The organism is Bradyrhizobium roseum, from assembly GCF_030413175.1.
GTDB lineage: Bacteria > Pseudomonadota > Alphaproteobacteria > Rhizobiales > Xanthobacteraceae > Bradyrhizobium > Bradyrhizobium roseum.
This window is the reverse complement of record NZ_CP129212.1, coordinates 4,957,132-4,984,067: the sequence shown is the minus strand read 5'-3', so window position 1 is coordinate 4,984,067 and position 26,936 is coordinate 4,957,132. Positions and strand designations below refer to the sequence as shown.

23 protein-coding genes are annotated in these 26,936 nt (G+C 64.3%); 13 read left to right on the top strand and 10 right to left on the bottom strand.

From position 1 onward, the window contains the following. The first annotated feature begins 1 nt into the window (after position 1). A complete protein-coding gene (locus QUH67_RS23680) occupies positions 2-985 on the top strand; it encodes an NADPH:quinone oxidoreductase family protein (RefSeq protein WP_300941696.1) in 984 nt (327 codons plus the stop codon). A gap of 5 nt (positions 986-990) precedes the next feature. On the opposite strand, the gene QUH67_RS23675 is transcribed toward QUH67_RS23680, so the two are convergent. After that, on the bottom strand, positions 991-2,316 hold the full coding sequence (locus tag QUH67_RS23675; RefSeq protein WP_300941694.1) for an alpha/beta hydrolase: 1,326 nt from the start codon (positions 2,314-2,316) through the stop codon (positions 991-993). 302 nt (positions 2,317-2,618) lie between these two features. Between QUH67_RS23675 and QUH67_RS23670 the strand changes: the two genes are divergently transcribed. After that, entirely contained in the window at positions 2,619-3,989 is a 1,371-nt protein-coding gene (locus QUH67_RS23670; protein WP_300941692.1) for an APC family permease, read from the top strand. Next, entirely contained in the window at positions 3,986-5,218 is a 1,233-nt protein-coding gene (locus tag QUH67_RS23665; RefSeq protein ID WP_407080345.1) for a hypothetical protein, read from the top strand. The genes QUH67_RS23670 and QUH67_RS23665 overlap by 4 nt, the downstream gene beginning before the upstream one ends. A gap of 42 nt (positions 5,219-5,260) precedes the next feature. On the opposite strand, the gene yidD is transcribed toward QUH67_RS23665, so the two are convergent. Further along, complete coding sequence (gene yidD, locus QUH67_RS23660; protein WP_300941690.1) at positions 5,261-5,605, bottom strand: membrane protein insertion efficiency factor YidD; 345 nt, start codon at positions 5,603-5,605, stop codon at positions 5,261-5,263. Between the two features lie 236 nt (positions 5,606-5,841). Between yidD and QUH67_RS23655 the strand changes: the two genes are divergently transcribed. Then, complete coding sequence (locus tag QUH67_RS23655) at positions 5,842-6,759, top strand: COG3904 family protein (RefSeq protein WP_300941688.1); 918 nt, start codon at positions 5,842-5,844, stop codon at positions 6,757-6,759. Between the two features lie 66 nt (positions 6,760-6,825). Here the strand turns inward: QUH67_RS23655 and QUH67_RS23650 are convergent, their stop codons facing one another. After that, positions 6,826-7,275 carry an iron-sulfur cluster assembly scaffold protein gene (locus tag QUH67_RS23650; RefSeq protein ID WP_300941686.1) on the bottom strand — a complete coding sequence of 150 codons (450 nt, stop codon included), beginning with the start codon at positions 7,273-7,275 and terminating at the stop codon, positions 6,826-6,828. Between the two features lie 230 nt (positions 7,276-7,505). Here QUH67_RS23650 and folE point away from each other — a divergent pair, with 230 nt between their 5' ends. The 6 genes from folE to QUH67_RS23620 all read left to right on the top strand — a co-directional run bounded on the left by folE (position 7,506) and on the right by QUH67_RS23620 (position 13,990). Next, positions 7,506-8,228: a GTP cyclohydrolase I FolE gene (gene folE / locus QUH67_RS23645; RefSeq protein ID WP_300941684.1), complete on the top strand. Its 723-nt coding sequence runs from the start codon at positions 7,506-7,508 to the stop codon at positions 8,226-8,228. 26 nt (positions 8,229-8,254) lie between these two features. Beyond that, on the top strand, positions 8,255-8,683 hold the full coding sequence (gene hisI / locus QUH67_RS23640) for a phosphoribosyl-AMP cyclohydrolase (protein WP_300941682.1): 429 nt from the start codon (positions 8,255-8,257) through the stop codon (positions 8,681-8,683). Between the two features lie 296 nt (positions 8,684-8,979). After that, complete coding sequence (locus QUH67_RS23635; RefSeq protein ID WP_300941680.1) at positions 8,980-10,038, top strand: transglycosylase SLT domain-containing protein; 1,059 nt, start codon at positions 8,980-8,982, stop codon at positions 10,036-10,038. A 95-nt stretch (positions 10,039-10,133) separates the two neighbouring features. Further along, positions 10,134-11,000, top strand: coding sequence for an AraC family transcriptional regulator (locus tag QUH67_RS23630; protein ID WP_300941679.1), 867 nt, complete (start codon positions 10,134-10,136; stop codon positions 10,998-11,000). A 71-nt stretch (positions 11,001-11,071) separates the two neighbouring features. Continuing rightward, positions 11,072-12,652, top strand: a complete 1,581-nt coding sequence (locus tag QUH67_RS23625) for an amidase (RefSeq protein WP_300941677.1) — start codon at positions 11,072-11,074, stop codon at positions 12,650-12,652. Positions 12,653-12,814: 162 nt separating this feature from the next. Next, positions 12,815-13,990 (top strand): DUF2336 domain-containing protein, encoded by a 1,176-nt coding sequence (locus QUH67_RS23620; protein WP_300941676.1) that lies wholly within the window; start codon positions 12,815-12,817, stop codon positions 13,988-13,990. Between the two features lie 176 nt (positions 13,991-14,166). Here the strand turns inward: QUH67_RS23620 and QUH67_RS23615 are convergent, their stop codons facing one another. The 4 genes from QUH67_RS23615 to QUH67_RS23600 all read right to left on the bottom strand — a co-directional run bounded on the left by QUH67_RS23615 (position 14,167) and on the right by QUH67_RS23600 (position 18,444). Further along, positions 14,167-14,745, bottom strand: coding sequence for an Hpt domain-containing protein (locus QUH67_RS23615; protein WP_300948148.1), 579 nt, complete (start codon positions 14,743-14,745; stop codon positions 14,167-14,169). A gap of 22 nt (positions 14,746-14,767) precedes the next feature. Next, positions 14,768-15,313: a response regulator gene (locus tag QUH67_RS23610; RefSeq protein WP_300941674.1), complete on the bottom strand. Its 546-nt coding sequence runs from the start codon at positions 15,311-15,313 to the stop codon at positions 14,768-14,770. Positions 15,314-15,480: 167 nt separating this feature from the next. After that, positions 15,481-16,260: an NAD kinase gene (locus QUH67_RS23605; protein WP_300941672.1), complete on the bottom strand. Its 780-nt coding sequence runs from the start codon at positions 16,258-16,260 to the stop codon at positions 15,481-15,483. A gap of 192 nt (positions 16,261-16,452) precedes the next feature. Continuing rightward, complete coding sequence (locus tag QUH67_RS23600; RefSeq protein WP_300941670.1) at positions 16,453-18,444, bottom strand: autotransporter domain-containing protein; 1,992 nt, start codon at positions 18,442-18,444, stop codon at positions 16,453-16,455. A 431-nt stretch (positions 18,445-18,875) separates the two neighbouring features. Here QUH67_RS23600 and QUH67_RS23595 point away from each other — a divergent pair, with 431 nt between their 5' ends. Beyond that, on the top strand, positions 18,876-21,134 hold the full coding sequence (locus tag QUH67_RS23595) for a caspase family protein (protein WP_300941669.1): 2,259 nt from the start codon (positions 18,876-18,878) through the stop codon (positions 21,132-21,134). A 65-nt stretch (positions 21,135-21,199) separates the two neighbouring features. Continuing rightward, positions 21,200-21,487 (top strand): hypothetical protein, encoded by a 288-nt coding sequence (locus tag QUH67_RS23590; protein WP_300941667.1) that lies wholly within the window; start codon positions 21,200-21,202, stop codon positions 21,485-21,487. Positions 21,488-21,520: 33 nt separating this feature from the next. Here the strand turns inward: QUH67_RS23590 and QUH67_RS23585 are convergent, their stop codons facing one another. Both QUH67_RS23585 and QUH67_RS23580 read right to left on the bottom strand, forming a co-directional pair. Then, positions 21,521-23,650, bottom strand: coding sequence for an adenylate/guanylate cyclase domain-containing protein (locus QUH67_RS23585; protein WP_300941665.1), 2,130 nt, complete (start codon positions 23,648-23,650; stop codon positions 21,521-21,523). Between the two features lie 49 nt (positions 23,651-23,699). After that, positions 23,700-24,362, bottom strand: a complete 663-nt coding sequence (locus QUH67_RS23580) for a hypothetical protein (RefSeq protein WP_300941664.1) — start codon at positions 24,360-24,362, stop codon at positions 23,700-23,702. A 287-nt stretch (positions 24,363-24,649) separates the two neighbouring features. On the opposite strand from QUH67_RS23580, the gene QUH67_RS23575 reads away from it, so the two are divergent. Further along, positions 24,650-26,224 carry a S10 family peptidase gene (locus QUH67_RS23575; protein ID WP_300941663.1) on the top strand — a complete coding sequence of 525 codons (1,575 nt, stop codon included), beginning with the start codon at positions 24,650-24,652 and terminating at the stop codon, positions 26,222-26,224. A gap of 150 nt (positions 26,225-26,374) precedes the next feature. Here QUH67_RS23575 and QUH67_RS23570 read toward each other — a convergent pair whose 3' ends face one another. Further along, positions 26,375-26,911: a tetratricopeptide repeat protein gene (locus QUH67_RS23570; protein ID WP_300941661.1), complete on the bottom strand. Its 537-nt coding sequence runs from the start codon at positions 26,909-26,911 to the stop codon at positions 26,375-26,377. Positions 26,912-26,936 lie beyond the last annotated feature (25 nt).

The following is a 26,936-nucleotide window of genomic DNA, read 5'->3' as shown; positions in this document are numbered from 1 at the left end:
GATGCGCGCCATTGTTTGCAACGCCTTCAAAGGCATCGAAGCCCTTGGTTTCGCCGAGGTCGACGAGCCGCGCCCGGCGGCCAATGAGGTTCTCGTCGACGTCCATGCCGCGTCCGTCAGCTACATGGACTATCTGATGAGCTGTGGCGGCTATCAGATGCGCCCAGAACTTCCCTATGTGCCGGGAACGGACGCCGCCGGCATCGTGCTGGCCTGCGGCGACCGGGTGACGCGCTTCAAGCCCGGCGACCGCGTCAGTTGCGGCAATTGGTTCGGCGCCTTTGCGGAGCGCATGGTCGCCAAGCAGAGCAGCGTCGCCATGCTGCCGGCCAACGTTGATTTCACCGTGGGCTCGACGGTGATGCACACCTATCTCACGGCCTGGTATGCGCTGATCGAGCGGGCGCGGCTGCAGGCCAGCGAGACGGTACTCGTGACGGGGGCCGCCGGCGGCGTCGGTCTCGCCTGTGTCGAGATTGCGCATCTGATGGGCGCTCGGGTCATTGCCGTCGTGGGCGGTGCCGCGAAGGCGGCGCTGGTTCGGGCGCACGGCGCTGCCGAGGTGATCGACCATTCGTGCGAGGACGTGCGTGAACGCGTGAAGGCCCTTGCTGGTAAAGGTTTCGACATCTGCGTCGACAATGTCGGCGGAGCATTGTTCGCGACATTGGCAAGATTCATGGGCTGGAACGGCCGGCTGCTTCCGATCGGCTTTACCAGCGGCGAAATTCCGTCGCTCGCCATGAACCTGCCTCTGCTGAAAAATTATTCCGTTGTCGGTGTATTCGTCGGTGCCTGGATGGAGCGCTACCCGGAGGAGGCCGCCCGCGCGTCGGAAAAGATCATGGCGTGGGTCGGCGAGGGCAAGCTACGTCCGCAGGTCGACCGGGTGCTGCCGCTGCAGCAGGCCGGCGAGGCCATGAGCCTGGTCGCGAACCGTAGCGCGATGGGGCGGATTGTGCTGCAGGTCAGGCGAGATGCCTAACCGCTTTACCGGTTCGCTGCCGGCCCGCTGGCAATTCTCGTCAGCGCCGGCGTTGCCGCCATCCTGACCAGCACGTCCTTGATGGGATGCTCGGTCCAGGCCTGCGTGACGTAATCGCGGTGGGAGACGCCATCGGGCGTCTGCACGAACACCACGCTGCCGGGCTTTAGCGGTTCGTCCATGGTCTCGGTGACCGAGATACCGCGGTCGCGGAGCATCTGCATCAGTTCCTGGTCGTGCCGCTTGGTGTGGCGGGTGTAGGAAGAGATGAAGAAGCCGGTGCGGTTCTTCTCGATCCAGGACGCGAACTTGTCGAGTTCGCCATAGACCGCGTCGAGCAGGAACACGCCGCTGATACGGTTGGGGACGCCGCCCACCTCGAGGCTCCAGGCGGTCGGCAGGAAGCCGCCGCTATAGCCGACGATCACGATCGGCAGGCTGGCGAAGGTTGGCGCCGATTTCGGGTCGCCGTAGAGGCGGGCGAGGTGGCTCGCCGACTCGTCGATGAAGCGTTTGAAGCCGCCCGGCTGCCAGAATTTGCCGGCCGATGAATCGGCGGCGTTCACCGCGAGCTGCGGCGCGAGCAGCACGGCGTTGACGCCGGAATCCGAAATCTGCTGCGGCACCATTTGCCGGTCACGGACGTCGCGCTCCAGGGTCGCGCCGTTGCCGTGGAAGAACACCACGATCACGCCGGGCTTCTTGACGTCGAAGGTTTCCGGGACATGCAGCAGCACACGGTTATCGTTGTAGGTCTCGTCCTGCCAGTAGACGCGGCCACTGATGCTGCGGTGGCCCTTGCGATCGCCCTTGGTGATGTTGAGGAAGGGCTCTTCGGAACGCGGATTGGCGCCGGAATAGGGAAATGCCGAGGATTTCATCGCGACCAGCGTGGTCAGGTCCTCGCGCTCCGCGCGCGGCAAGGTGAGCGTCGGCGTCAGCGAGGCGACCCTCACAGGCTCGGTACGCATATTGCGTGGCGGGTGCGGCGCCAGCGCGACCTGGCGCTGGACCAGCGGCAGGCTTTCGTTCGCGGTCGGAAAACGGTCGGCGAATTGCAGCGTGGGGAAACGATTTTCGAATATGTCGATTGAAGTCCGGTCGGCCGGAGCCTTGGACTTGCTGGTCAGGGATATGGCGCCGTCCGAATTCGCCGCCAGCATGTCGGCGCTCGGCGCCTTGCTCCACTGGATGAGCACAATGGATAGCGGCGCGCATAGCGCGGCCATCGTCAGCCAGTGCCGTCGCTTCAAGGCGCGACGCGGCACGGCCGGTGACATCGCGCGCACGGCGCGATCATCTGTCAGGAATTTCGGAATCGCTCCGACCATCCGCCCCGATGTCCCAAGAATCCCAGAGATTCACCGTCAACCGGCGTAAGCCCGCACGCGTTTAGGCGACGTTAAGCGTCCGGACAAACTCTCCATTCCGGAAGCCTGAGGACACCATGAAATCGTGTCGCGATTGTGGGGCCGCCATGATGTTTTCGCAATCCGTTCGTGGCACGGAAGGCTTGCGGTATCATCGAACCTATCTTTTGCCTTAATTTAAGCCATTGGAAACATTGCTTGAATTGAGGCCCATCAGCCTTCACGATGCAGTTCTGGCTGCGGCGCTGAAGGTATGATCGGAGATGGCGGCATCAGAAACGGTTAGCCCGGCGGTGCCGGACGCGCACTCCGGCAGCGGCTCCACTGTTTCTGTTCTGGTGGCGGTAGCCATCGTCGTTGCCGACATGGTCGGCGTCGGCGTCTTCACCAGCCTCGGCTTTCAGGTCAAGGACATCCCCTCCGGCTTTTCGATCCTGCTGCTGTGGACGATCGGCGGAATCGTCGCGTTGTGCGGGGTGTTTTCCTACGGCGAGCTTGGCGCGATGTTTCCGCGCTCGAGCGGCGAATACAACTTTCTCGGCCGGGCCTATCACCCGGCTTTCGGCTTCGTGGCGGGCTGGGTATCGGCGACCGTGGGCTTCGCCGCACCCGTCGCGCTGGCCGCCATGGCGTTCGGCGAGTACGGCAAGTCGGTCGCACCGGAGGCATCGCCGCTGGCGCTTGCGATCGGCGTGGTCTGGCTGGTGTCGCTGGTGCAACTCACCGGCGTGAAGCACTCCTCGAACTTTCAGTTGATCGCGACCATCCTGAAAGTGTTGCTGATCGTGGCGTTCCTGGTCTGCGGCTTTGCGATCGGTACGGCACAGCCGGTGTCGTTTGCGCCTTCGGCCTCCGACTTCACCCATATCGTCAGCGCGCCGTTCGCGATCAGCCTGGTCTTCGTGATGTATTCGTTCTCGGGCTGGAACGCGGCGACCTACATCATCGGCGAGGTGAGGTTGCCCGAGCGCAACGTGCCGCGGGCGATGCTGATCGGAACGCTGATCGTGCTGGTGCTCTATGTCGCGTTGAATGCCGTGTTCCTGCATGCCGCGCCGATCGACAAGCTCGCCGGCCAGCTCGATGTCGCCCGGATTTCCGGCAGCTACATCTTCGGCGAGTTCGGCGGCCGCATCGTCGGCGCAATGATCTGCTTTGGGCTGATATCCTCGATCAGCGCGATGATGTGGATCGGGCCGCGCGTCATGATGACGATGGGCGAGGACATGCCGGTGCTGCGGGCGTTTGCACGCAAATCCAGCGGCGGTGCGCCGGCCTACGCCATCCTGTTCCAGCTTACGGTCGCGAGCCTGCTGCTGTTCACGCGCAGTTTCGAGGCTGTCCTCGAATTCATTCAGTTCTCCTTGCTGTTTTGTTCGTTTTTTACCGTGCTCGCGGTCATCAAGCTGCGGATCACGCGTCCCGACCTGCCGCGGCCTTACCGCGCCTGGGGCTATCCGGTCACGCCGGTGGTTTTCCTGATCGTGACCGGCTTCATGATGTACCATCTGTTGAGCGAACAGCCGTTGCGCTCGTTCCTCAGTCTCTTGATCATGTTTTCGGGCCTGTTGATCTACGCCGTTTTCCGCAAGCGGGCAGATCCGGTCCCCGCCATCGCTGCGAGGCGCGAATGAGCATATTGCGTTCTCTGTGCATTGCGTCTTTGGCAGCCATCGCGATGCTCGGGGCCGTGGCCGGTGTCCATGCGCAGACCGCCACAGTGGACGACACCGCAAAGTTTCTCGCAGGCATGATGCCGTCTGCGGATTCGCCGCTGACGCCGCTGACGCGGGAAGCGGCCTGGCAGCGCCACGCCAAATTCTTCGACACGGCTTTCGGCCAGCTCGAGCAGCGCCAGATCTCTCGGATCCGCGCCTGGGCGGACGCCAATCTGGCGTCGCCAAAACCTGTCATGTTCTACATGTTCTCGGGTCCCGACTTTCTCTATGCCAACGCGTTCCATCCGAGGGCGTCGACCTATGTGCTGAGCGCGCTCGAGCCGGTCGGCGTGGTGCCGGATTTGACGAGATTGTCGCGCGGCGGCATCGCGTCCGCGCTCTACAATGTCGAGCGTTCGCTCGGTTCGATCCTGAGCTTCAGCTTCTTCATCACCAAGGACATGAAGACCGATCTGCAGTCAGGCCAGATCAGCGGCACGCTGCCGATCCTCTACGTCTTCCTGGCGCGCTCGGGCATGACGGTAAAAAGTGTCGGGCCGGTCGCGCTGGACGACAAGGGAGCGGCGTATGTTGCGGGCGAAACCCCCGGGACGAATGTCGTGCGCGGCGTGCGCATCATCTTCTCCGGCAGCGACGGGCAGGACAAGACGCTGTATTATTTTTCGACCGACCTGTCGAACGCCGGCGTCAAGGCGAGTGGCTTCCTGAAATTCTGCGAGACGCTCGGCCCCGGCAACAGCCTGATCAAGAGCGCATCCTATTTGCTGCATGAAGGCAATTTCAGCACCGTGCGCAGTTTCCTGCTCAACAACAGCGCCAGCATTATCCAGGACGATTCAGGCATTCCGCTCGGCTATTTCAATGCGAAGAAGTGGCGCTTCTTCCCGTTCGGCCGCTACCTCGGGCCGATCGACAAATTCCCGGGGCTCTATCAGCCGTCTTACGCCGAACTGTTCCGCCGCGCGCAGCCGGTCGATTTCGGCATCGGCTATCGCTGGCGCACGCATGAGACCAATGTGCTGCTGTCGGTGAAATCACCTGATGATGGATCGGCGGGCACCGGAGCGTCGGCGTCGGCCGAAGCCCCAAATCCGCCGCCACCGCCGCGTCGCCAGAAACCGCGCCCGCCGGTGGATATCGGGCCGCAACCGCGAGGCGGGGGCGATTTCTTCTTCTGGCGATAGCGCGGATACACCGGCGTTGCACGCATCAACCCTGCGCATGCATCAGCCGTTGACGCCGCGCCACCGTCCGTAGCGCCACGGCAGATACCACCGCGCGCCCGGCGGCCTGGTCGCCGGAACGTTGTCGATGCCGGACGTGCCCCAGGGCTGGCAGCGCAGTATCCGCGCCAGCGTCATCCAGCCGCCGCCCCACAACCCAAACCGTTCGATCGCTTCGTCGCCATACACCGAACAGGTCGGAAGATGCCGGCAGTTGTAGCCGACCAGCGGCGAGAGCGTGTGTCGGTAGATCCAGATCAGCGCGCGCCCGGCATTGCGCGGCAGGCGGCGGGCCGCGCTGGCACACTCCGTGCATGGTTTGTGAGGAAACGGATCGGTGGGTGCCATGCTGAACCAGCTACGTAATCTTGCGGGGGTTCCATATCAAGGAACTGATGCGGGGCAGATATTTGCGCCACAGTCGACAATTATCGCGCTGCGAAGAGGTGTAGCACGCCAAGGTATGATGGACGACACAAGTCAGCACCGTTACCGTTTTCATACGGATCGATGACAGAATCATCTTGGGCTACACTGAAGCCATTGCTGCTGTTCACGGACGGGGCTTGGGGGAAGGAACCAAATTGAGGTTTGTGAGGTCGCTGAAATTTCGCGGCTGGGCGCTCCTCGGCGCCACTGCCGTCTGTCTCGCATTGCCGGGCGCGGTCACGACGCTCGGCAACTCGGCGCACGCCGGCGGCACCCTTGAAGAACGCAAGCAGCCGATGCATTTCAAGTGGAATGCGTGCCAGCCCGATTGCAGGGGCTGGGTCTCGGCAGTCGGCATCGTCACATCGGACAGTCCGCGCGAATTCGAGGAATTCGCCAGGGATAAACAGCTTGCCGGCGCGACCATCGTGCTGGATTCCAGCGGCGGCTCGGTCAATGACTCCATCATACTTGGGCGAAAATTTCGCAGCCTCGGCGCGCTGACCACCGTCGGCGCCACCGTGCGCACGCAGACCGCGCAAGGTGAGCGCGCGAGCGTGACGCCGGAGGCCTATTGCGAGTCGATGTGCGTGTTCCTGCTGCTGTCGGGCAAGACGCGTTACGTGCCGCCCGTGGCGCATGTCCGCGTGCACCAGATCTGGATGGGCGACCGCGCCGATGACGCTAAAGCGGCAAGCTATTCTGCGCAGGATCTGATGATCGTCCAGCGCGACATCGGGCGACTCACCAAATACACTTTCGACATGGGTGGCAGCGGCGACCTGCTGTCGCTCGCGCTCAGCGTGCCGCCTTGGGAAGATCTGCACGAGATGTCGCGCGCTGAACTGCGGCTGGCCAATCTGGTCACGACCGAAGTCGCCGCGGACGTATTCCCGAGCGACAATGCTGCGTTGCCGATGGCGGAAGCAAAGCCCGCCAAGCCGCAGGACCGCTTCGTCAGCTCGGCCGTTGGCGGTGACGCGCCGGCACAAGCGGGCAAGTCCACCAAGACCGCCGAAGCCGCGGTTCCAACCGGTGGCTCTGTGACGGCGCCGATCCAGCCGCAGAAGTAAGGCGTAGGGCGGGTTCTCGCTAACCCGCCGCTCCCGTGCGAGATGGCGGGTTAGCGAGAACCCGCCCTACGCCTTTGCCGTCTGCTTCGCCTTCGCCTCAATCTGGCCGATGGCATCCACCACGGCGTCGAAGGTCAGCATGGTCGAGGCGTGGCGGGCCTTGTAGTCGCGTACCGGCTCGAGCAGGGCGACGTCGGCCCACTTGCCCTGCGGCGGACTGCCGTTTTCCTTCAGCATCTTGCGGACGGTTTCTCGCAATTCACGTAACTCGGCGGCCGTCGCGCCAACCACGTGGCTGGCCATGATCGAGGAGGAGGCCTGGCCCAGCGCGCAGGCCTTCACGTCATGAGCGAAGTCGGTCACGACCGGTCCGTCCATCTTGAGGTCGACTTTGACGGTAGATCCGCACAGTTTGGAGTGGGCCGTGGCGCTGGCATGGGGGTCGGGAAGGCGGCCGAGGCGGGGGATGTTGCCCGCCAGTTCGATGATCCGCTTGTTGTAGATGTCATTCAGCATGAGATCAGGTGTCCCGGGCGGCATTTTAAGCGCCCTTGGCGGCAGGGTTTCATCGTCCTATATATGGGCAGCAACGGCGGAAAAACAGCCCGGCGGTTGTCGAAGGCGGGCCGGAACGAAACCGGTTTGGGTTTTAACGTATTTCAGATGGGACTCAGGCGCCCGGCGGGCAATCCGCCCCGTCTGCCCGGTGACACTCCGGCCCTTCGGGCCGGTCGAACGGAGAAGACATGGACGCATTGATCAAATCCATCCGCCCAAACAAGACTTCCGACCTGAGGCCTTCCGAAGTGAAATCGCCCGATATAGCCTTGGAAAACCGTCCGGCCGAGCTCGATCCGGCCGAATTCTTGGCGGCTGCGGTCCGCCCCGACCTGCCTCGCCCGTCGCGCGCGGAGGCCGAACAGGCCGTCCACGTCCTGCTCAGTTATATCGGCGAGAACACCGGCCGCGAAGGTTTGCTGGACACGCCGCGCCGCGTGGTCGAAGCCTTTGACGAGCTCTATCAGGGCTATCACCAGTGCCCGGCCGAGGTGCTCGACCGCACCTTTGGCGAAACCGCCGGTTATGACGATTTCGTCCTGATCCGCGACATCGAATTTACCTCGCAATGCGAGCACCACATGATGCCGTTCTACGGCAAGGCGCATATCGCCTATACGCCGGTCGAGCGCGTGGTGGGATTGTCCAAGCTGGCGCGGCTCACCGATATCTTCGCCCGCCGCCTGCAGACCCAGGAGCATCTGACCGCGCAGATCGCAGCCGCGATCGACGAGGTCTTGAAACCCCGCGGCGTAGCCGTGCTGATCGAGGCCGAGCATACCTGCATGTCGGTGCGCGGCGTCGCCAAACATGGCGCGACCACGTTCACCAGCCGCTTCACCGGCGTGTTCCGCGACAATCCGTCGGAGCAGCAGCGTTTCATGTCCCTGGTGCGAGGACCGAGCCGGTAACCTCGCTTCGAGTTGCGAGGTCATCCGTGTCGGCTTCAAAACATGATCACGACCGCGAAGAGGGGCTGGCCTTCCAGCCCAAATTCGACGCGTCCGGGTTAGTGACCTGCGTCGCGACCGATGCCGCGACCGGCGACGTGCTGATGGTCGCGCACATGAACGACGAGGCGCTGCGCAAGACGATCGAAAGCGGCGAGGCCTGGTACTTCAGCCGCTCGCGCAACGCGTTGTGGCGAAAGGGCGAGACATCCGGTCACACCCAGCGCGTGATCGAGATGCGCCTGGATTGCGATCAGGATGCAATCTGGATTCGCGTCGAGCAGCAGGGCGCGGCCTGCCACACCGGGCGGCGCTCCTGTTTCTACCGCAAGGTCGATGCGGCCGCTGGCGACACGCGGCTGTCATTCGTGGACGCCGACAAGCATTTCGATCCGGCCAAAGTATATTCGGAATAAGTTCAACTCATCCATGCGCCAATACCGCAGCCCATGGTGTTGGCGTTGCGTTGTCTCGCTTTGTACGATGTGTAGAAAGTTCATCCCGCGGTCGGGGTGGGACATCACGGCGACGTTATTGATTGTCTCCGGCACTTTCCCTTTTGGCTTCGATCCTGCTCTCGCTGGGCGTTGCACCGGTGTCGGCCCTTAACCTCTCATTAACCATGATTGCGGCAGTCTCGACGGCGTACGGGCGCTGATTGCTGGCGCCTCGAGGCCTGCGCGGATTTCGCGAGGGGCAGGGCAACAGAGATATGGCGGTCGACACAACAAGCGCCACGGCTGCGGCAGGTGTCGATCCCGCGCGCGCGCGGATCGCGGGCTCGATCAGGCAGGCCGCATCGACCACCGGCGCGAGCTTCGAATATCTGCTCGCCACCGCCAAGATGGAATCCAACTTCAATCCGAAGGCCGCCGCCAGCACCTCGTCGGCGCGGGGGCTGTTTCAGTTCATCGACCAGACCTGGCTCGGCACGGTGAAGGAAGCGGGCGCCCATCTCGGCTATGGCAAATATGCCGACGCCATCACCAAAAATCCTTCCGGCAGCTATTCGGTCAGCGACCCCGACGCACGCGCGGCGATCATGAAATTGCGCGACGATCCGGAGGCCGCCTCGTCGATGGCGGCGGTCTTGACCCAGTCCAACAGTTTCAAGCTGACCGGCAAGATCGGCCGCCGCCCGACCGATGCCGAACTCTATATGGCGCATTTCATGGGCGTCGGCGGCGCCGGCAAGCTGATCCAGAGCGCCGAGGACAATCCGAACGCGTCGGCCGCGCAGATGTTTCCGAACGCTGCGGCGGCCAACCAGTCGATCTTCTATGATCGCGCGGGACAGGCGCGGAGCGTCTCGCAGGTTTATTCGGTGCTGAACACCCGGTACGAAGCCGCTGCCAACTCGCCGGTGACGCGCACCGCGATGGCGGCTGCCGGCGGCGATCTGCCAAGGCGCGTTACGGTCGCGAGCGCGACGCCGGCGGCGACGGCGATCGACAACGCCGCCTATCTCTCGAGCTTTCCGGTTCAGCGCAACGTGACGCCGGTTGCGGCATCGTCGCAAACCGCCTCGGTTGCGTCCGAGCCGGTGTTCCGCTCGCTGTTCCAGGCCGGCGAACGCCCGCAGCCGATTTCGCCGGCGGTGCAGGAATTGTGGGGCAGCAATTCGTCGCTGACCTCGGTTGCGCCGGCAAATTCGGTTGCGCCAACGCCTAGTGCTGCGACAAGCACGACATTGTCGGGACACAAGCCCGAGGTCCGCGCACCCGGCCGGCTTGATCTTTTTAGTGACCGCTTCGGCACGTTCAGCGGCTAAGCCCCAACGATGCCCTCGCGGGCAAACCGTGCTATTCATCCATCGATCGCCCTACCGGTACGAGTACCGGCAGGGCGATCGTCATGGCTTTCCACTTGGAGGCCGCGGTGGAAGTTCAGAAGCGAGTTCTGCCACATCCGGCGCTTCGCGGCATCGTTCGCTCGTTTGGCGAACGCCGCGGATTTCTGCCTTCGCCCGGCCTGTCCTGGCCGCTTCCGCCGCGACCTCACCAGATCATCGACATCGTCCTGAAGGAGCCTTTCAGGGTCAGGATCGACGGCGGTCTCGCGCAGGCCTCGCCGGACATGGCGGTGGTCGGGCCGCAGGGCTCGCGTCGCATTCAGCTCCATGCCTCCGGCGAAATCCATCTGTTCAATATCCTGTTTCAGCCGGCGGGCCTCAATCGGTTGGTCGGCGTGGACATGAGCAGCCTGATCAACGAAGGGATTCCGGCGTCCGATGTCCTGGGCTACCGCGCCAAGTGGCTGGGCGATGCCGTCCGTTCGGCGGTTGACTTTCCATCGCGTGTCGCCGCCGCTGAACGATGGTTTGGCGCTATGCTGGAAGGATGCGCGGCGCTGGACGGCATCGACCATGCCTCGCGCGTGCTTTTGAAAACAGCAGGAAGGGCGCGGATCGAACCGCTTGCCGCGCGGGCGGGGCTGAGCGCCCGGCAATTCCAGCGTCGCTTCAGGACCGAGATAGGCTTGTCACCCAAGCACTACGCGAGGACCGTTCGTTTCGACGCGGCGCTGGTGGCTCATCTTGCCGCGCCGGGACGGCCGTGGACCGACATTCTTCACCAGGCCGGCTATTTTGATCAGGCACATTTCATTCGCGAGTGCCATGCGCTGGCCGGTGTGCCGCCCAGTCATCTGATCGGCGACTGGAACAACGTGATCGTGCCAGGTCACGACCTGGCCGCCAACAGCGCAGGCTGGAAGTCGCGCGGCCCACGATGACCGAAATATACAATCGCGGTTGACAGGCCGTCTCTATCGTTTTCTGCATCAACTGCAGAAGGCGACGTTTCATGCACCAATTCCTGAACAGACGTTCGTTTCTGGCGGCGGCCGGTGCCGCAGCTGTCGTGGCGGCAGGTGCGGGGAAAAGTTCGGCTGTAGCCCAGCGCAACGCGGCTTCCGCCAGTGATGGCCTTGCGTATCGCAGTGTCGCCGAGTTGCGCGGCCTGCTCGACAGCTACAAAATATCCGCGACCGAATTGCTGGATCAGGCGATCAAGCGGATCGAGGTGCAAGATGCACGCATCAATGCCATGGTCGTGCGCGACTTTGAGCGGGCGCGGTTGTCGGCTGCTGCTGCGGACCGGGCGCTGGCACAAGGCGAGCGCAAGCCGCTGCTCGGCATTCCCGTCAGCGTCAAGGAATCCTTCAACGTTGGCGGGCTACCGACGACGTGGGGACTTCCCATGGGGCGCGACTGGCGCGCTGCGGAAGACGCGGTTGCGGTCGCGCGCCTGAAGGCCGCGGGTGCGGTCGTCGTCGGCAAGACCAATCTCGCGATCGCCATCGCCGACTGGCAGAGCTACAACACCATCTACAATGCGACCAATAACCCCTGGGATCCGGCGCGAACGCCGGGCGGCTCGTCAGGCGGATCGGCCGCCGCGCTGGCCGCGGGTTATGTTGCTTTGGAGTTGGGCTCGGACGTCAGCGGCTCGATCCGCGTGCCGGCGCATTTTTGCGGTGTGTTCGGCCACAAGCCGACATCAGATCTGGTGCCGCAACGCGGCCACGCGCCGCCGCGCGCACTGCCACTGCAGACCGATCTCACGAGCGGACTTGGCGTCTGCGGCCCGATGGCGCGCACCGCTGACGATCTTGCAATGGCGCTCGACGTCCTGGCAGGTCCCGACGAAAATCAGGCGACCGCCTATCGGCTGTGGCTACCGGCCGCGCGCCATGCCGATCTGCGCAGCTATCGCGTGCTCGTCATCGACGGCCACCCGTTGCTGCCGGTGGCATCGGCCGTTCGCACGGCGCTGGATCAGCTTGCAGGCCGTCTGACTAAAGCGGGTGCGACAGTAGCGCGATCGAGCGCGTTACTTCCTGATCTTGCCGAGTCGGCGAGGCTGCACACCAGACTTGTGCGCAACGTCGTGAACTTCGGCCGGCCTCCCGAATATTTCCAGAGGATGCGCGAAGCGGCCGCAGCGCTGTCGCGCGACGATGACAGTCTGAAGGCATGGCGAATCCGGGCGCCGCTGCTGACGCATCACGAATGGATGGCGGGCGAAATCGCGCGCGCGCGGTTGCGTCAGCAATGGAGCATGTTGTTCAGCCAGTTCGACGTCGTGCTCTGCCCACCTCATGCGGTGGTCGCGTTTCCGCACGATCACCTCGACGACATGGAGGAGCGCAGCCTCAACATCGACGGCGCCGCGCATCCCTATCTGTCCCAGATCGTGTGGGCGACGCTGGCGACGCCGCCCGGTTTGCCTGCAACGGTGATGCCGATCGGCCGCTCACGCGAGGGCCTTCCGATCGGCGTGCAGATCATCGGATCGTACCTGGAAGACCGGACGACAATTGCGTTTGCGGGACTGATGGAGCGCGAGTTCGGTGGCTTCTTGCCTCCGCCTCTCCAGCGGTAATCATATGCTGCGGCTTGGGGAGCGCGAGGCCGTCTTTGCCCCCTTAACAAAACGTCAATAAAACCAGCTGTTTATGGTGAACCCTTTGTTAAGCGTCATGGTTTATTTTTTCTGATGTTGGCACCGCGTCACGGTGTCGTCACAGGTTGCGTAGCCAGGACCATGATTGTTCGGCAGTTCATCAGTTGGATTCGTACCGCTCCGGCAGGCGAGCGGGCAGAGGCGACGCGGGCGTTGGCGCGGGCCTGGTTGATTTCAGACCTTACCGAGGACGATCGCATCGCCGCCGAAGGCGCGTTGCTGATGCTGCTCGATGATCCGTCGCCGCTGGTTCGGCTGGCGATGGCGGAAGTATTTTCGCGAAGCCCTGACGCGCCGGCCACGATCGTACGGGCGCTTGCTTCCGACCAGCCGTCGATCGCGCTGCCGATCCTCGAACACTCGCCGCTTTTGATCGACGCCGACCTCGTCGATATCGTTGCGACCGGCACCAGCGATACGCAATGCGCCATCGCCCGCCGCATCAATCTGCCGTCGTCGGTCTCCGCCGCGATTGCCGAAGTCGGTTCGGCGGCAGCCGCGCTCGAACTGATCGAAAATGCGTACGCCGAACTTGCGCCATTTTCCTGGGACCGTATCGTCGAACGGCATGGCCATCTCGCTGCCATCCGTGAAGCGATGCTGGTGCTCGAGGGCCTGCCGGCCGCCACCCGCGCCGCGCTGGTCGCGAAACTGTCGAGCACGCTGGCGCAGTTCGCTGCCGCCCGCAACTGGCTGAGCCCCGAACGGGCCGGGCGGCTGGCGGAAGAGTCCCGTGAGCGTTCCACCATCAGCATTGCGGCCCGCTCGCGCGGCGAGGACATGCAGGGTCTGGTGCAGCATCTGCTCGCCACGGGACAACTCAACGCCGGCCTGATCCTGCGCGCGCTGTTGTCGGGCAACATCGAACTGTTCGAGGCCGCGCTGGCTCAACTGGCCAGCCTGCCGCTGGCGCGCGTCACCGCGCTGGTGCATGACCGCGGCGCCGCCGGCCTGCGGGCGCTGCTGGTCCGTGCCGGCCTGCCGGAATCGACCTTCGCCGCGTTCGTCGTCGCGCTCGAGGCAAGCTGCGAGACCGGCTATGTCGATACCGCCGGTGGCGCGGAGCGACTGCGCCGCCGCATGGTCGAGCGCGTTCTGACTCATTGCGAAACCGACGGCAAATCCGCCGAGCCGCTCTTGATCCTGCTGCGGCGTTTTGCGACCGAGTCCGCGCGCGAGGAAGCCCGGATGTTCTGCGAGGAACTGGTCGCCGACGAAGCGCACGTGCCGCCGATACGCGACCTGATCGCAGCGTAAGGGCAAGCAGCAGCTACCCGGTCAAGCCCGTCCGTGCGAACGAGTGGGGCCATGACCACCGCCGTTTGTGGTCACACGAAGATCCTCGACCAGCGCATGTTCAATCGAGAAGCCGCGGCATATCGGTCCGTGCGCAATTGCGCACTTGGCAGGGACGACTGCGTGTAGATTGCCGGCTAATCCGCCGGAACGATGCTCGGCGCCAGGATCGCTTCGAGATGTTCGGGCCGGTCGCGGTTGACCTTGACCAGGAATTCGTCCGCGATCCCGCGCAGCTGCGAACTCAGTTTGCTCGCGGTCGTGACCGTATCGAGTTTGGTGCGCTCGCGCACGATCGCCTGAACGGCGTTGATGTGGTGGGCAATCAGCTCGGCCGGCACCTGATCGAGGTTCGGCGCGTGCTCGATGATGCGGCAGAGGCTTTCGGCGGCGGCGCCGGCGGAAGGGAAGCCGAACGTCGCGGCGTCGCCCTTGATGTCGTGGGCGGCGCGAAACAGTTCGTCGCGATTTTCGGTGGTGAAGCCTTCGCGGAGCACGGCGGCGTGCGCCGCCGAAAGCCGGTCGGCCTCGACCGTCATCCAGTTCTTGAATTCGCCGGACAGTCCGGCAAGCGCTTTTTCCGCGCGGCCGACGGGGTCGTCGAGGTCGGATTCGGGAACGCGCACCAGCACCTTGCGCAGCGGATTGGGTTGCGTGATCACGTGGTGATCGCCGAACGACTTGACCTGTATCGTTCCGGGCTTCTGCTTCATCATCATGGTCTCTCCGGGCCGGCGGCTAGACGGCTGTGCGCGCCTTGTCGAGCAGCGAGGGCTGCTGCATGACCTCGACCTCGCCGCCGACGCGGCGCTCGGGCCCGATATAGGCGTTGGTGGTGTTGCGCCGGCGGTCGGGGCCGAAATAGGTCTTGGTCTTGATGAAGGGCCGCGGGTTGGCGACGACGTTGAGGATGCGCTGGTACAATCCCTTGGCCGAGATCGGCTTGGCCAGGAATTCGGTGACGCCGGCGTCGCGCGCGACGGTGACACGGCGCTTCTCCGAATGGCCCGTCAGCATGATGATCGGCGCGTAGGGGTTGCCCTTCGATTCCGGCTGCCGGATCATCTGCGCCAGCTCAAGGCCGTCGAAGATCGGCATCGACCAGTCGGTGATGACGATGTCGGGCACGTAGTGGCTGTACATTTCCAGCGCGGTCGCGCCGTCCTCGGCCTCATAGGCCTCGCGCGCGCCGAACGAATGCAGCAGCGTGCGCAGGATGCGGCGCATGTGCGGGTTGTCGTCGCAAATCAGAAATCGCAGCTTGTTGAAGTCGATGCGATACATGGTCCGGCCTGGCCCAGCAAAACAGTATACTGGTGTTAACCATATCGCGGCGGTCGTTAAGGAAGGGTTGAGAAGCGGCCCCCGTCAGGCGCGTGAGAATACCCGATGGCGCCACTTTTTCGCAACATGACCCGGCTCAAATTCACCGGACGATCACCGGGTGGGCGTCAGGATCCGAACTGCTCGCGCAAAATGCGTTCTTCAAGGCTGTGGCCGGGATCGAACAGCATCCGCATCGAGATCGTCTTGTCGGACAAGACTTCCACCCGCTGGACGTCGCGCACGTCGTCATGGTCGGCGGCGGCCGCCACCGGACGCTTCTCGCCCTCGAGTACCTCGATGACGACGAAGGCGGAGTTCGGGAGCAGGGCGCCGCGCCACCGGCGCGGGCGGAAGGGGCTGATCGGCGTCAGCGCCAGCAGTGCGGCATTGATCGGCAGGATCGGGCCCTGCGCCGAGAGGTTATAGGCGGTGGAGCCGGCCGGCGTCGCCACCAGGACGCCATCGGCGATCAATTCCGCCATCCGCTCGTGCTCGTCGATCAGGATGCGCAGATGCGCGGCCTGGTTGGTCTGGCGAAACAGCGCCACCTCGTTGATGGCGTGATGCAGATGCACGGTGCCATGGACGTCGGTCGCGCGCATCAACAGCGGGTTGATCAGGGATTCCCGAGCCGCCGCCAGCCGCGTGTGCAGGTCGTGGGTAGTGAATTCGTTCATCAGGAAGCCGACGGTGCCGCGATGCATGCCGTAGATCGGCTTGCCCGAGCGCATGTGCTGGTGCAGCGTCTGCAGCATCAGGCCGTCGCCGCCAAGCGCCACCACGACGTCGGCGTCGCCGGCGTCACAATTGCCGTAGAGATTGACGAGTTTGGCCAGCGCGGCCTGCGCCTCGGTGCTGGCGCTCGCGACAAAGGCGATCCGGTCGTATCGCTTGGGGGTAGCCATCGGACGGCGAACTCACAGGTGACGGCAGGCCGGGGGCGCCGGATTGCGCCGCGCCCGTCTATACACCTTGGGCAGGCTTGTCGAGATCAACCCGGGCGACTTTTCGCGCCATAACGAAATCGGGCGACCGCCGGTCGCGGTCGCCCGATTAAACGCTCGATTTGGCCTCAGCGCGAACGCGCCGTTGCTGGATCAGTACTTGGCGGCGACCGCCGTCGGACCGAAGCGGTAGTTCAGGCCGACCTTGACCTGGCTGATGTCGGCCCGATCCCGGATGGTGGTGGTGCCGTCGGACGCCAGCGCGGTGTGGCTGCCGAACGAAATGTAATCGTATTCAGCCTTGGCCGACCAGTTCTTGCCCAGGTCGAACTCGGTGCCGTAGCCGATGGTCCAGCCGACGCGGGTGCTCGAGGTGCTGAAGCCGGTGCCGTGGGCAAACGCCGCGCCCGCCTGATTGAAGCAGGAGGTGGGGGGCGCCAAAGCCGCGCCTTGTGGATTGAAGCAGGTCGCAGACACGCGGCTGTTCTCGAACGCGGCGCCACCCTTGCCGTAGAACAGGGTGCGTCCCATCGCATAGCCGACGCGGGCCGTCGCCGTGGCCATCCAGGAAGTCTTGTCCTGCAGGCCAAAGAGAGCCGAGGTCATGCCGGGCAGGGCTATCTGGGTGCCGGCGCTGCGACCACCATGGATGTCGGCGGCGCCGATGTCGCCTTCGAAGCCGAGAACCCAGTTGTTGCTGAACTGATGGTTGTAGCCGAGCTGAATACCGCCGATCGGTCCGAACACCCACGGCCGGTTGGTCGCCTGCGGCGAGCCCGGGAACGCGATATCGGTACGGCCCGCGGCGGCGCCGAAGAATCCACCAGCGTAGAAGCCGGTCCAGTTCGTCACCCCGATGACCGGGATCGGCGACTTCGGAGCCTTGGTCGGCATGACGGCCGCGAGCGTCTCGGGCGTGAACTGGTAGCGAATGCCGGCGTTGCCGGTCCAGCCGTCGATGCGCTCGCCGTTGCGATAGTCGACGCGCACGAAGCCGAGCCAGCCGGTGTTCACGATCTGCCCGGCGAGGCCGAGCGAATACTGGCCGTAGGTGCCGACGCGGGAGGTCGTTGTTGCCTGGTTGAACGTGAAGGGCACGGGGCCAGGATTGAGTTGGGCGTTCAGCGATGTGTAGTTCGACCTGACGTCACCGGCGAATTCGTGGAACACGCTTGCCGAAGCGAACGGCTGCCAGACCACGGTCGGCGTCGCGATGGCCTTGCCGACGCGCAACGACGCGCGGCCGATCTGGCTGGTGACGTCGTTGGTCTGAACGACACCGGTGATGCCGGTGAAGTTGGCGCCGGCGACGCCGGGCGCGGTGAAGCTGTCGACCGACGTCCTGGAATAGATGAAACCGGCCGACGGCTCGATGAACCAGCCCTGGCCCAGATCGAAATTGTAACCCGTCGATGCCGAGATCGACCAACCATGTGCACCGACCGGCTGATTGCTGAACGCAAGCGTCGGGTTGTTCAGGTTAATGTTGTAAAACTCCTGGCGAACCATCAGGTCGGCAAAGAAGCGTCCCTTGGTGGCGACGAAGTACGTGCCCCAGAACGGGACTTCGAAATCGTTGCCGAAGCCGGCGTTGTCGGTGGTCCGCGAGCTGAGATAGCCGGCCGTCGTTCCAAGATGGAGATTCCAGCCCGCGTAGTTCAGGCGTGCGATGTCGGTGCCGACCTGCGCGCCCGCGAAGGTCTGGCGCTGCTGGTTGTTACAATTGGTCGTCGCCGTATTGATCGTAGCGCCGCCCTGGGTCGAAACTCCGACCGAATTCGAGGTGGACGAGATGTTGGCCTGACCGCCGACGCCGCGCGCCCAAACGCCGCCGCCGGGCTGATCGGGCGCGGGATCGGCGGGCGCCGACACGAAGGCGCTGCCCTGCTGGGTGAGGAAGGCCGTGCTGACATTGCCGATGGCCGCGGAAATCGCCGAGCTCGCGGCGCTGGCCGGAATCGCCAGCGTGCCGATGTTGTTGATGATGGTTGGAGTCGCAACCTGCGTGGTGGTGCAGTTCAGGGACGTTGTGGTGAGGGGCGGCGGGGCTTGGGCGAACGCGCCGGATGAAGCCAGAACCGAACCGGCGAGACCGGCCAAAGCGAGATAACCCGAGCGGCGCACGGACGTAAGATCGACAGCCATAAGCCTGTCCCCAAAAACCAAGAATCGAAAAACAAAAAAAAGTCTCACAAAAAACTAGATGAACGGCGCGGGACGCGAAAGCATGGCGCGGAGCTAAGACTTCGTTAGGGAACTGAATCCACGAAACCTGTACCATTCAGGCAACATTGGCGGTAATTAGGTAAAACTGGCGGAGGCGCTTAGGTATGCATTGCTGTCCCTATTTTTGAGGGCATGTGAGGCAAGTCACGATGGAGCCGGGCTTTCGCAGCATAGAATTCAGCTCGTATTGTTTTGCTGTCTGGTGCCGCCGATCCGTGTCTGGATTGATCGTGAGCGGTCCAAACGGTATTGATTTGGACGTCGGCAGATTTCGGGAGTGCCGCCGTTCCGCCCGGAGAACGCCCGGAATGGATTTGTGGCGCGAACCATTAGCTCGCGTCGGAATGCTAATGTTAAAGCGCTTTGTCCCATTGCTGGCTGCGATCGGAGGATTTCTCCTCGCGATGATGCTCGCCACCAACGCAGCGCGGGCCGAGAAGCGCGTGGCGCTGGTCGTCGGCAATTCGAACTACCAGACCGTTCCGCAACTGCCCAATCCGTCGCGGGATGCGACCGCGGTCGCCAAGATGTTTCGCGACGCCGGCTTCGACACGGTCGATACCCTGATCAATGTCGGCAACCTCGAATTCAAGCGCGCGATCCGCAAGTTCGAAACGATTGCCGATCAGGCCGATATTGCCGTCGTCTATTACGCCGGCCATGGTCTCGAAATCAGCGGGGTCAACTATCTCATTCCCGTCGATGCGCGCCTCGCCAGCGACCGTGATTCCGAGGATGAGGCGATACCCCTGGAGCGGCTGGTTTCTTCGGCCGATGGCGCCAAGCGCTTGCGGCTGATCGTTCTTGACGCTTGCCGCGACAACCCCTTCGTCAAGTCGATGCGCCGGGAGCGCAAGACCGCCACCCGGGCGGTATCGGCGGGTCTCGGCAAGGTCGAGCCGACCAGCACCGACACATTGATCGCCTATGCCGCGAAGGCAGGTTCGACGGCCGACGATGGCGATGGCCAACACAGCCCGTTCACGGCGGCGGTTCTGAAAAATCTCACCGTTCCCGGTCTCGATGTTCGCCTCGCGTTCGGCAGGGTCAGGGACGAGGTGCTGAAGGTGACCGACAACCGGCAGGAGCCGTTCGTTTACGGGGCGCTCGGTGGCGGCAATATCGCGTTGGTGCCGGCGCCGACGGTGGCGCGCGAGGCGCCGACCAGCGACATCAAGGCGGATTATGAGCTGGTTCAGCAGATCGGCACGAAGCGGGCTTGGGAAGTGTTTTTGGGTACGCACCCCACCGGCTTCTATGCCGATCTCGCGCGCGCCCAGATCGAGGCCTTGAGTCCCAAGGGCAACGTCAATCTCGCCGCGCTGCCGCAGCCGCCGACACCGAGCCGCGAGGTGCCGACAAGGGAATCGCTGGAGTGGGATCGCGTGAAAGACGCGACCGATCCAGCCGCGCTGCAACGATTTATCAGGCGCTTTCCGGATTCGCCGCTGACGGTCAACGCGCAGCAGCGCATCGACGTTTTGAAGAAGGCCGCCGAGGAACGCGCGGCGCAGGCGCGGGCCGAGCGCGAGGCGGCGCGAAAGGCTGCGGAGGAAGCCCGGCGTCAGGCCGAGGCTCTGAAGGCCGAACAGGCGGCGGCAAGAAAACGCGAAGAGGACGAGCGTCGCGCCAGGGCGGCGGAAGCCGCCGAGAAGGCCAGGGCTGCGGAGGCCGAACGCAAGGCCGCCGAGGCCAAGCAAAAAGCCGAACAGGCTGAAAAGGATCGTGCCGCCGCGGACGCTGCGGCGCAGCGTGCCGCCATCGAGCGGCAGGCCAAGGCGGCGGAAGCTGCGGAAAGGGCCAAGGCTGCGGCCGCTGAGCGCAAGGCGATCGAGGAGAAGCGCAAGGCCGAGCAGGAGGCCGCCGAGGCCAGGGCGGCAAGCGAGAAGCAGTCGAGGGAGGCCGAGGAGGCGCGCCGGAAGGCCGAACTCGCGGTCGCGAAAGAGGTCGCGTGCAAGGACGAGCAAGGCAAGCTCGAGCAGATCATTGCCAAAGGCAGCGAAGGATCGGGCATCGACGACCTGAAGACGTTCGCCAAAGCGCTCAAATGCGACCGGCTCGGCGGCGCGGTGGTGGCCGCGCTGAACAATTTCGAGGCGGAAGCCGCCAAGCGGGCAGCCAAACAGCCCAATTCACCCGAACTGGTTCGTTCCGCGCAGACCGAACTTGTCCGGCTCGGCTGCTTCAGCGGCAAGGTCGACGGCACGCTCAACGCGCCGACCAGCGCGGCGCTCGGTCGCTATATGTCGATCGGCGGCCAGCCGACCGCCAATATCAGCGTGACGAGCCAACTTGTCGCGGAACTTGCCAAACATACCACCCGCGTCTGCCCGATCGAATGCAAGAGCGGTGAAACGCTGAAAGGCGAGACCTGCGTCGCCGACGAGAAGAAGACGCCCGCTACCGCCTCGCGCAAGAACGAGGATGAGGAAGCCGCACGGTCGCGCCGCAAGCAGACCAGCCGCCAGCCCGAAGAACCGCGGCGGGCACGTCCTGCGCCGTCCCCGGAACCGCGCGTCCGCCAGCAGGCCGTGGCCCGGCCGAGCATCGTCAGCGGCGGCGGGGGTGGCGGTGGTAGAGCCCAGGCAATTATTGGCGTAGGCTTCTGACGGTTGCCACATTGTTGTGGTCGGTAGTTCTGAAGTCCGCTCGCGCCAATCGGGAGGCGTCTCTTATGGCCCGCTATCTCCGCTCGATGCTGCCGCTTGCCGCGGCGGTCGCCGCTGTGAGCCTGCTGTCGATCGCATCGCCAGTGTCGGCTGCCGGTGTTGGTGAAACCGTCAGCGCAAACGCGGCAGGTATGCTCTCCGACGTCAGGCAACGGACGCCGCAACGTATCCGGCTGGCCGCGTCACGCGATCACCGCCGCGAACGCTACGTCCAGCCGGCCTGGAACGGTTCGGACTGTCCCGCCGCCTCGTGCCGTCGGCACTTCGTTCTGATGATCGGCATTGCCTACTGAGCGGGACCGGGCAGCGATGCCCGACCGGTTCGGCTATTTCTCCTGCAGCGTCCGGATCGGATCCCATTCGTCGCCCGGCGGCGCCTCGGCCAGTTGCCGCGCGCGATCGCGAAACAGCGCGGCCGGCCGATCCACATCGGCGGAGCGGCCGAATGAGACCGCAGCGCGGTCGAACGCGCGGGCGCGCCAGTGCGCCAGTCCTTCGGCGTAATTATCGATCAGGGGCTTTCGCTCAGGTGTGAGATCGGCGGCGCGCGCCAGCAGCTCGTAGATCTTCAGCGCCTGGATCCGGCCCTTGACCCTGATGGCGTCGAGCTCACGCCAGGTAAAAGCGTCGCCGGTGAGGGCGACGGTGGTCTCGGAGGCGATCACGGTGGTGCCGTAGAACTTGTTGGCGCCCTCCAGCCGCGACGCGAGATTCACGGCGTCGCTCATGACCGAGTAGTTGAAACGCCGCCGCGATCCGAAATTGCCGACCAGCGCCTCGCCTGAATTGATGCCGATCCGCTGCGCCAGCCTGTATCCCTGGAACAGGGGTGAGGAGGCGTTGAGTTCGGTCAGTTGCGCGCAGCAATCCAGCGCGGCGCGCGCCGCGTTGGCGGCATGATCGGGGTCGTCGGCCGGCGCGCCGAACACGGCTACGACGGAGTCGCCGATATACTTGTCGACATAACCGCCATGACGCTCGATGACGTCGGTCATCGCCGACAGATATTCGTTCATCAGCTCCATCAGGCTGTTGGGCGACATCTTTTCCGCGATCAGAGAAAATCCCTCGATGTCGGAGAAGAACACCGTCACGTTGCGGGTTTCGCCGCCGAGCTCCGGCAATTTGTTCGACGACAGCATGCGGTTGATGACGTGCGGGGCGAGGTAGAGCGCAAAGCTCTTCTGCAGCAGGCGTCGGTCCTTGTCGGCGATCACGGAGCGGAAGCCGATGGTGGCGGCGAGCGCAAACAGGCTCGCCAAAAACGGCTCGGCGATCGGCAGCGCCAGCGCGTGATTGAAGGCGATCGTGGCGCCGGCGATGGAAGCCAGGATCACGGCCAACCACGCCAGCGCGGCGCTGAGCGGCCGAAGCAGCCACGCGGCGACGGCAGCCAGCACCGCAAACACCGCAGCGATCAGGAAACGCACCGCCGGGCCGGGCTCCACCACCGCGTTGCGCGAGATCAGATTGTTGACCGCGGTGGCGTGGATGTAGACGCCGGCGATGGTGCTGGTCCGAAAGCCCGCCATCACCGGCGTGCTCTCGGCGGCGCATCGTGGTGCGCGTGTGCCTTCGATGCCGGTAGCAAAGCGCTTGGAAGTCTGCCGGCGGTCCTCGATGTCGAGAACGCTGCCGAAAATGACGACCTTTCCGGCGAACCAGCGTCGAAAGTAATCCTTGTCGTTCTTGACCGCGCAGGCGCGCAGATCGGCAAAGGAGAAGGTCGGAATATCCTCGGCGCCGCCCTCGAAGTTCAGCGTCATTGTGTTCGGCACCCGGCCGGGGACCGGGTAGCCGCCCAGCGTGAGCCGGCCGCGCTCATCAAATTCGGGGGCTGCGCCAAGCGCACGCGCCGCCAGTTCGACGGCCATCGTCGGCACTCGCGTTCCGTTGACGGTGAAGCTGAGCGGCAGGCGCCGCAGCACATCGTCGCTGTCGATGTGGACGTTGAGCGGACGGATGTTCTGCTGCTGTCGCACCGCGACGCGCTGTCCCTGCGACGGCCTGACCGGCTGGTTGCCGCCGAGGATTTCGCCCAGTACGACCTTGTTGTTCACCGCTGCGCCGGCCAGCGCACGAAGAAAGTCACGGTCGAAACCGCGGACCTTGTCGCCCAGCATCCCGTCGCCGAACGGGATATTCGACTGCTCGATCGACGCCGGGATCACGATGTCGAAGCCGGCGACCTTGGCGCCACCCTCGAGCGTCGCCGACAGCACCCGCCCGATCTCGCCGGTCCAGGTCAGCATCGGCGCGCCCTTGAAAGGCGGAGTTCGCAAGCTCTCCTCGTCCATGGCGACGACCACCGCCGGCGAAGCTGCGGGATCCTGCCTGTGGCCGAATATCTCCCAGCGCAGCGCGGTGAGGATGTCGAGCGACAGCCCGCGGATCGGCCTGGCCGCGGGAGAAACCGAAGCCGCCGCGCAGACCAGCGCGATGGCCGCAACCACCATGCGGTTGCGCGTGCTGCGCCTTATCCTCAAGCGGGATGGTCCGTCACGCCTATTCCATCCGCAGCAGGCGGCCGACGATCGGGGTCGCGCCGGGCTTGGCCTGCGCGTCCACCTGGAACACGATCTGCGATGATTTGAACTTCGCGCTGTAGAGGCCGCCGGGGGTGAGGGCGACGTTCTCGTTGGCGAAATCGACGAAGCGTCCCTTCATCTGGGTGCCGCCGAGATTGATCTCCTGGAGCTCGCCCGGCACGTCGAGGCGGCGGATGGTCAGCTTGCCGCGTCCTTTGGCCTCCACCAGCGGTGATGCGCCGTAGAGCGTGAGTTGCGGCTGCGGCTGTTTGCTGGCGTCGACGCTACGCAGCACGGTGGCGGCGACGCCGCTGGTCTCGCGCGTGGTCACGTTGGTCTGGGCAGGATCGCAATTGGTCTTCTCGGCCTTGACCTCGGCAAGGTGGACGGCGCTCTCGTCGGTGCCGACGATCACGGTGCCGGCGCCGCGGATCGTCTCGCGCCGGCATGACTTCAGGTAGCTGAGAATCACCGAGCCGCCGTCGGCGATCTTGATCACCGCCTTGGGCGTCACATAGTCCATGAACTCGGCGCCGGTGACCTTGCCCTGGACGTCCTCGACCACCGCGACCGGCGAATCTGCGGCCGCGGGGGAGGCCAGTGCCAGCAGGCCGAGACAAACAGCAATCGAACGTTTCATGGTGAGACCCCATCAAAAAGCGCAAGTTCATTAGTCGCGCTGGCGCCTGAATGGTTTCAAGAATGTACCAAAAATACCCGGCCGGTGTTTTGGCGGAACCGACCGATAGCACCTCGCGGCCGGCAAGGACAACCGCCGGACGCGCGAACCGCTTTCTCACGCGATGCTGTCGGGATTGTGATTTTTGTCCAGGTTTGTGCTTGTTGTGTAACCCAGCCGCATTGTCGCACTGTCGCGGTACAATCCAGATGGCGCGGCCGGTGGTGTGCGTACGGGGAGAGAATCGTATGGCTTTTCGTTTCACGGCGACGCGCCCCCGGCGCATCGCCGCCGCCCTCTTGATCGCTTGCTGGGTGGGCGGTGCGCGCGCCGAGGAGGCGAGTTCGCCGGTCCCGCAGCCCGCGGCCACGCCGTCACCGTCGCCATCGGGCCAAAAGGGCAGTCCTGGACGAGGGGCGGCTGCTGGTGCGACGCCGTCAACCGTCGCCGAACAACATCGCCTGCCGCCTGATTCCACCACCCGGCAGACGCTGGCGCTGCCCGGTCGTACGCTCGACTTCACCGCCACCGCTGGCTCGATCCGGCTGTTCGACGACAAGGGCGAGCCGCAAGCCGATATCGCCCATACGTCCTACCAGCTCGAAGGCGTCGATCGCACCAACCGGCCGGTGACGTTCCTGTTCAACGGCGGCCCGGGCGCGTCCTCGGCGTGGCTGCAATTCGGCGCCGCCGGGCCGTGGCGCATCTCGATATCGGGTGAGGGCGCGGTGTCGTCCGCGCCGCCGGATCTGCTGCCCAACGCCGAGACATGGCTCGATTTCACCGATCTCGTCTTCATCGATCCCGTCGGCACCGGCTATAGCCGTTTCGTGGCGTCCGGCGAGGATGCGCGCAAACGGTTCTACTCGGTCGATGGCGACGTCAGCGCCATCGCGCTCGTGATCCGCCGATGGCTGGAAAAACACGACCGCCTTCTGTCACCGAAATTCGTCGCCGGCGAGAGCTATGGCGGCATCCGCGGGCCGAAGATCGTGCGCAACCTGCAGACCCAGCAGGGCGTCGGCGTGCGCGGGCTGATCATGGTCTCGCCCTTGTTCGATTTCCGCGACTTCGGCGGCTCGAGCCTGCTGCAATACATGTACACGCTGCCGAGCATGGCTGCGGTCGCGCGCGAGGCCAAGGGACCGGTGACGCGCGCCGATCTCGCCGATGTCGAGCGATACGCGCAGGGCGAGTTCATTACCGATCTCCTCAAGGGGCAGGCGGATCGGGAAGCGACGATGCGGCTTTCCGACAAGGTGGCCGCGCTGACCGGCATCGATCCGGCGGTGAGCCGCAGGCTGGCCGGGCGTCTCGATGTCGGCGAATTCCGCCGGGAATTCGACCGCCGAAATGGCCGCGTTGTGGGACGCTACGATGCGTCGGTCTCCGGCATCGATCCCTACCCCGATTCGAGCTACGCGCACTTCGGCGATCCTTCCGGGGATTCCCTGACGGCGCCGCTGACGAGCGCGGCCGTCGACCTCACCACGCGCAAACTGAATTGGCGTCCTGACGGCTCGTACCACCTGCTCAATGGTGTCGTGAACATGGCCTGGGATTTCGGCCGAGGGCCGGCCGAGTCCGTTTCACAGTTGCGGCAGATCCTGGCGCTCGATCCGAAGATGAAACTGCTGGTCGGGCATGGGCTCTTCGACCTGGCGACACCGTATTTTGGATCGAAGGTGATCCTCGACCAGTTGCCGGCCTATGCGCGGTCGGACCGGGTGAAGCTGGTCGTCTATCCCGGCGGGCACATGTTCTACTCGCGCGATGCCGCACGTCAGGCCTTTCGCGGCGAGGTCGAGAAGGTGATGAAGTGAACTCGCAACAATAAAAAAACCGGCGCAGTGATTGAGCACTGCACCGGTCATTTTTTGTTCGTCATTGCGAGCGGAGCGAAGCAATCCATGTCACGGCATAACGGATAGATGGATTGCTTCGCTCGCATTGACGGCGGAGACTTTACTGCCTCAGTAAACCAATCCCGTGCCCGGCGGCTTTTCCAGCGCGGTGGCGAGCGAGCGATATTCCTCGCTTGCGGTGCCGGTGAGCTCCGAGATCCGGTTGAGGTGATACTGCGCCTGGTCGCGGTTGCCCTGTTCAACCTGCCACAGGCCGTAATACTGCCACGTCTTGGCGTGGCCCGGATCGGCTTTGAGCGCACGCTCGTACCAGATCTGCGAGACCTTGTAGTCGCCGAGCTTGCGATAGGAGTAGCCGATCAGGTTGGCAACGGCGGCACTGTCGTCGCGGCCGAGCGCCTTCAACTGCTCGATAGCGGAAGTGTAGTCGTGACGGTCGTAGATCGCGGCATAAGCGGCGCGATAGCCGTCGGCGAATGCGGTTTGCTCGATACCCGGGCGAGCTTCGCTGGATTTCTTTTTCTTCTTGTCGGGCGGCGGCGGATCGTTGTCGGGCGCCGCGTAGACGACGCTGACGATGGGGGTTGCCGCGAGCGTCAGCGACAACATGGCAAGAGTCAAAAGCCTGATCCCAAATTTCTTCATGCATCTCTCCTGATGGCCGGTTCGG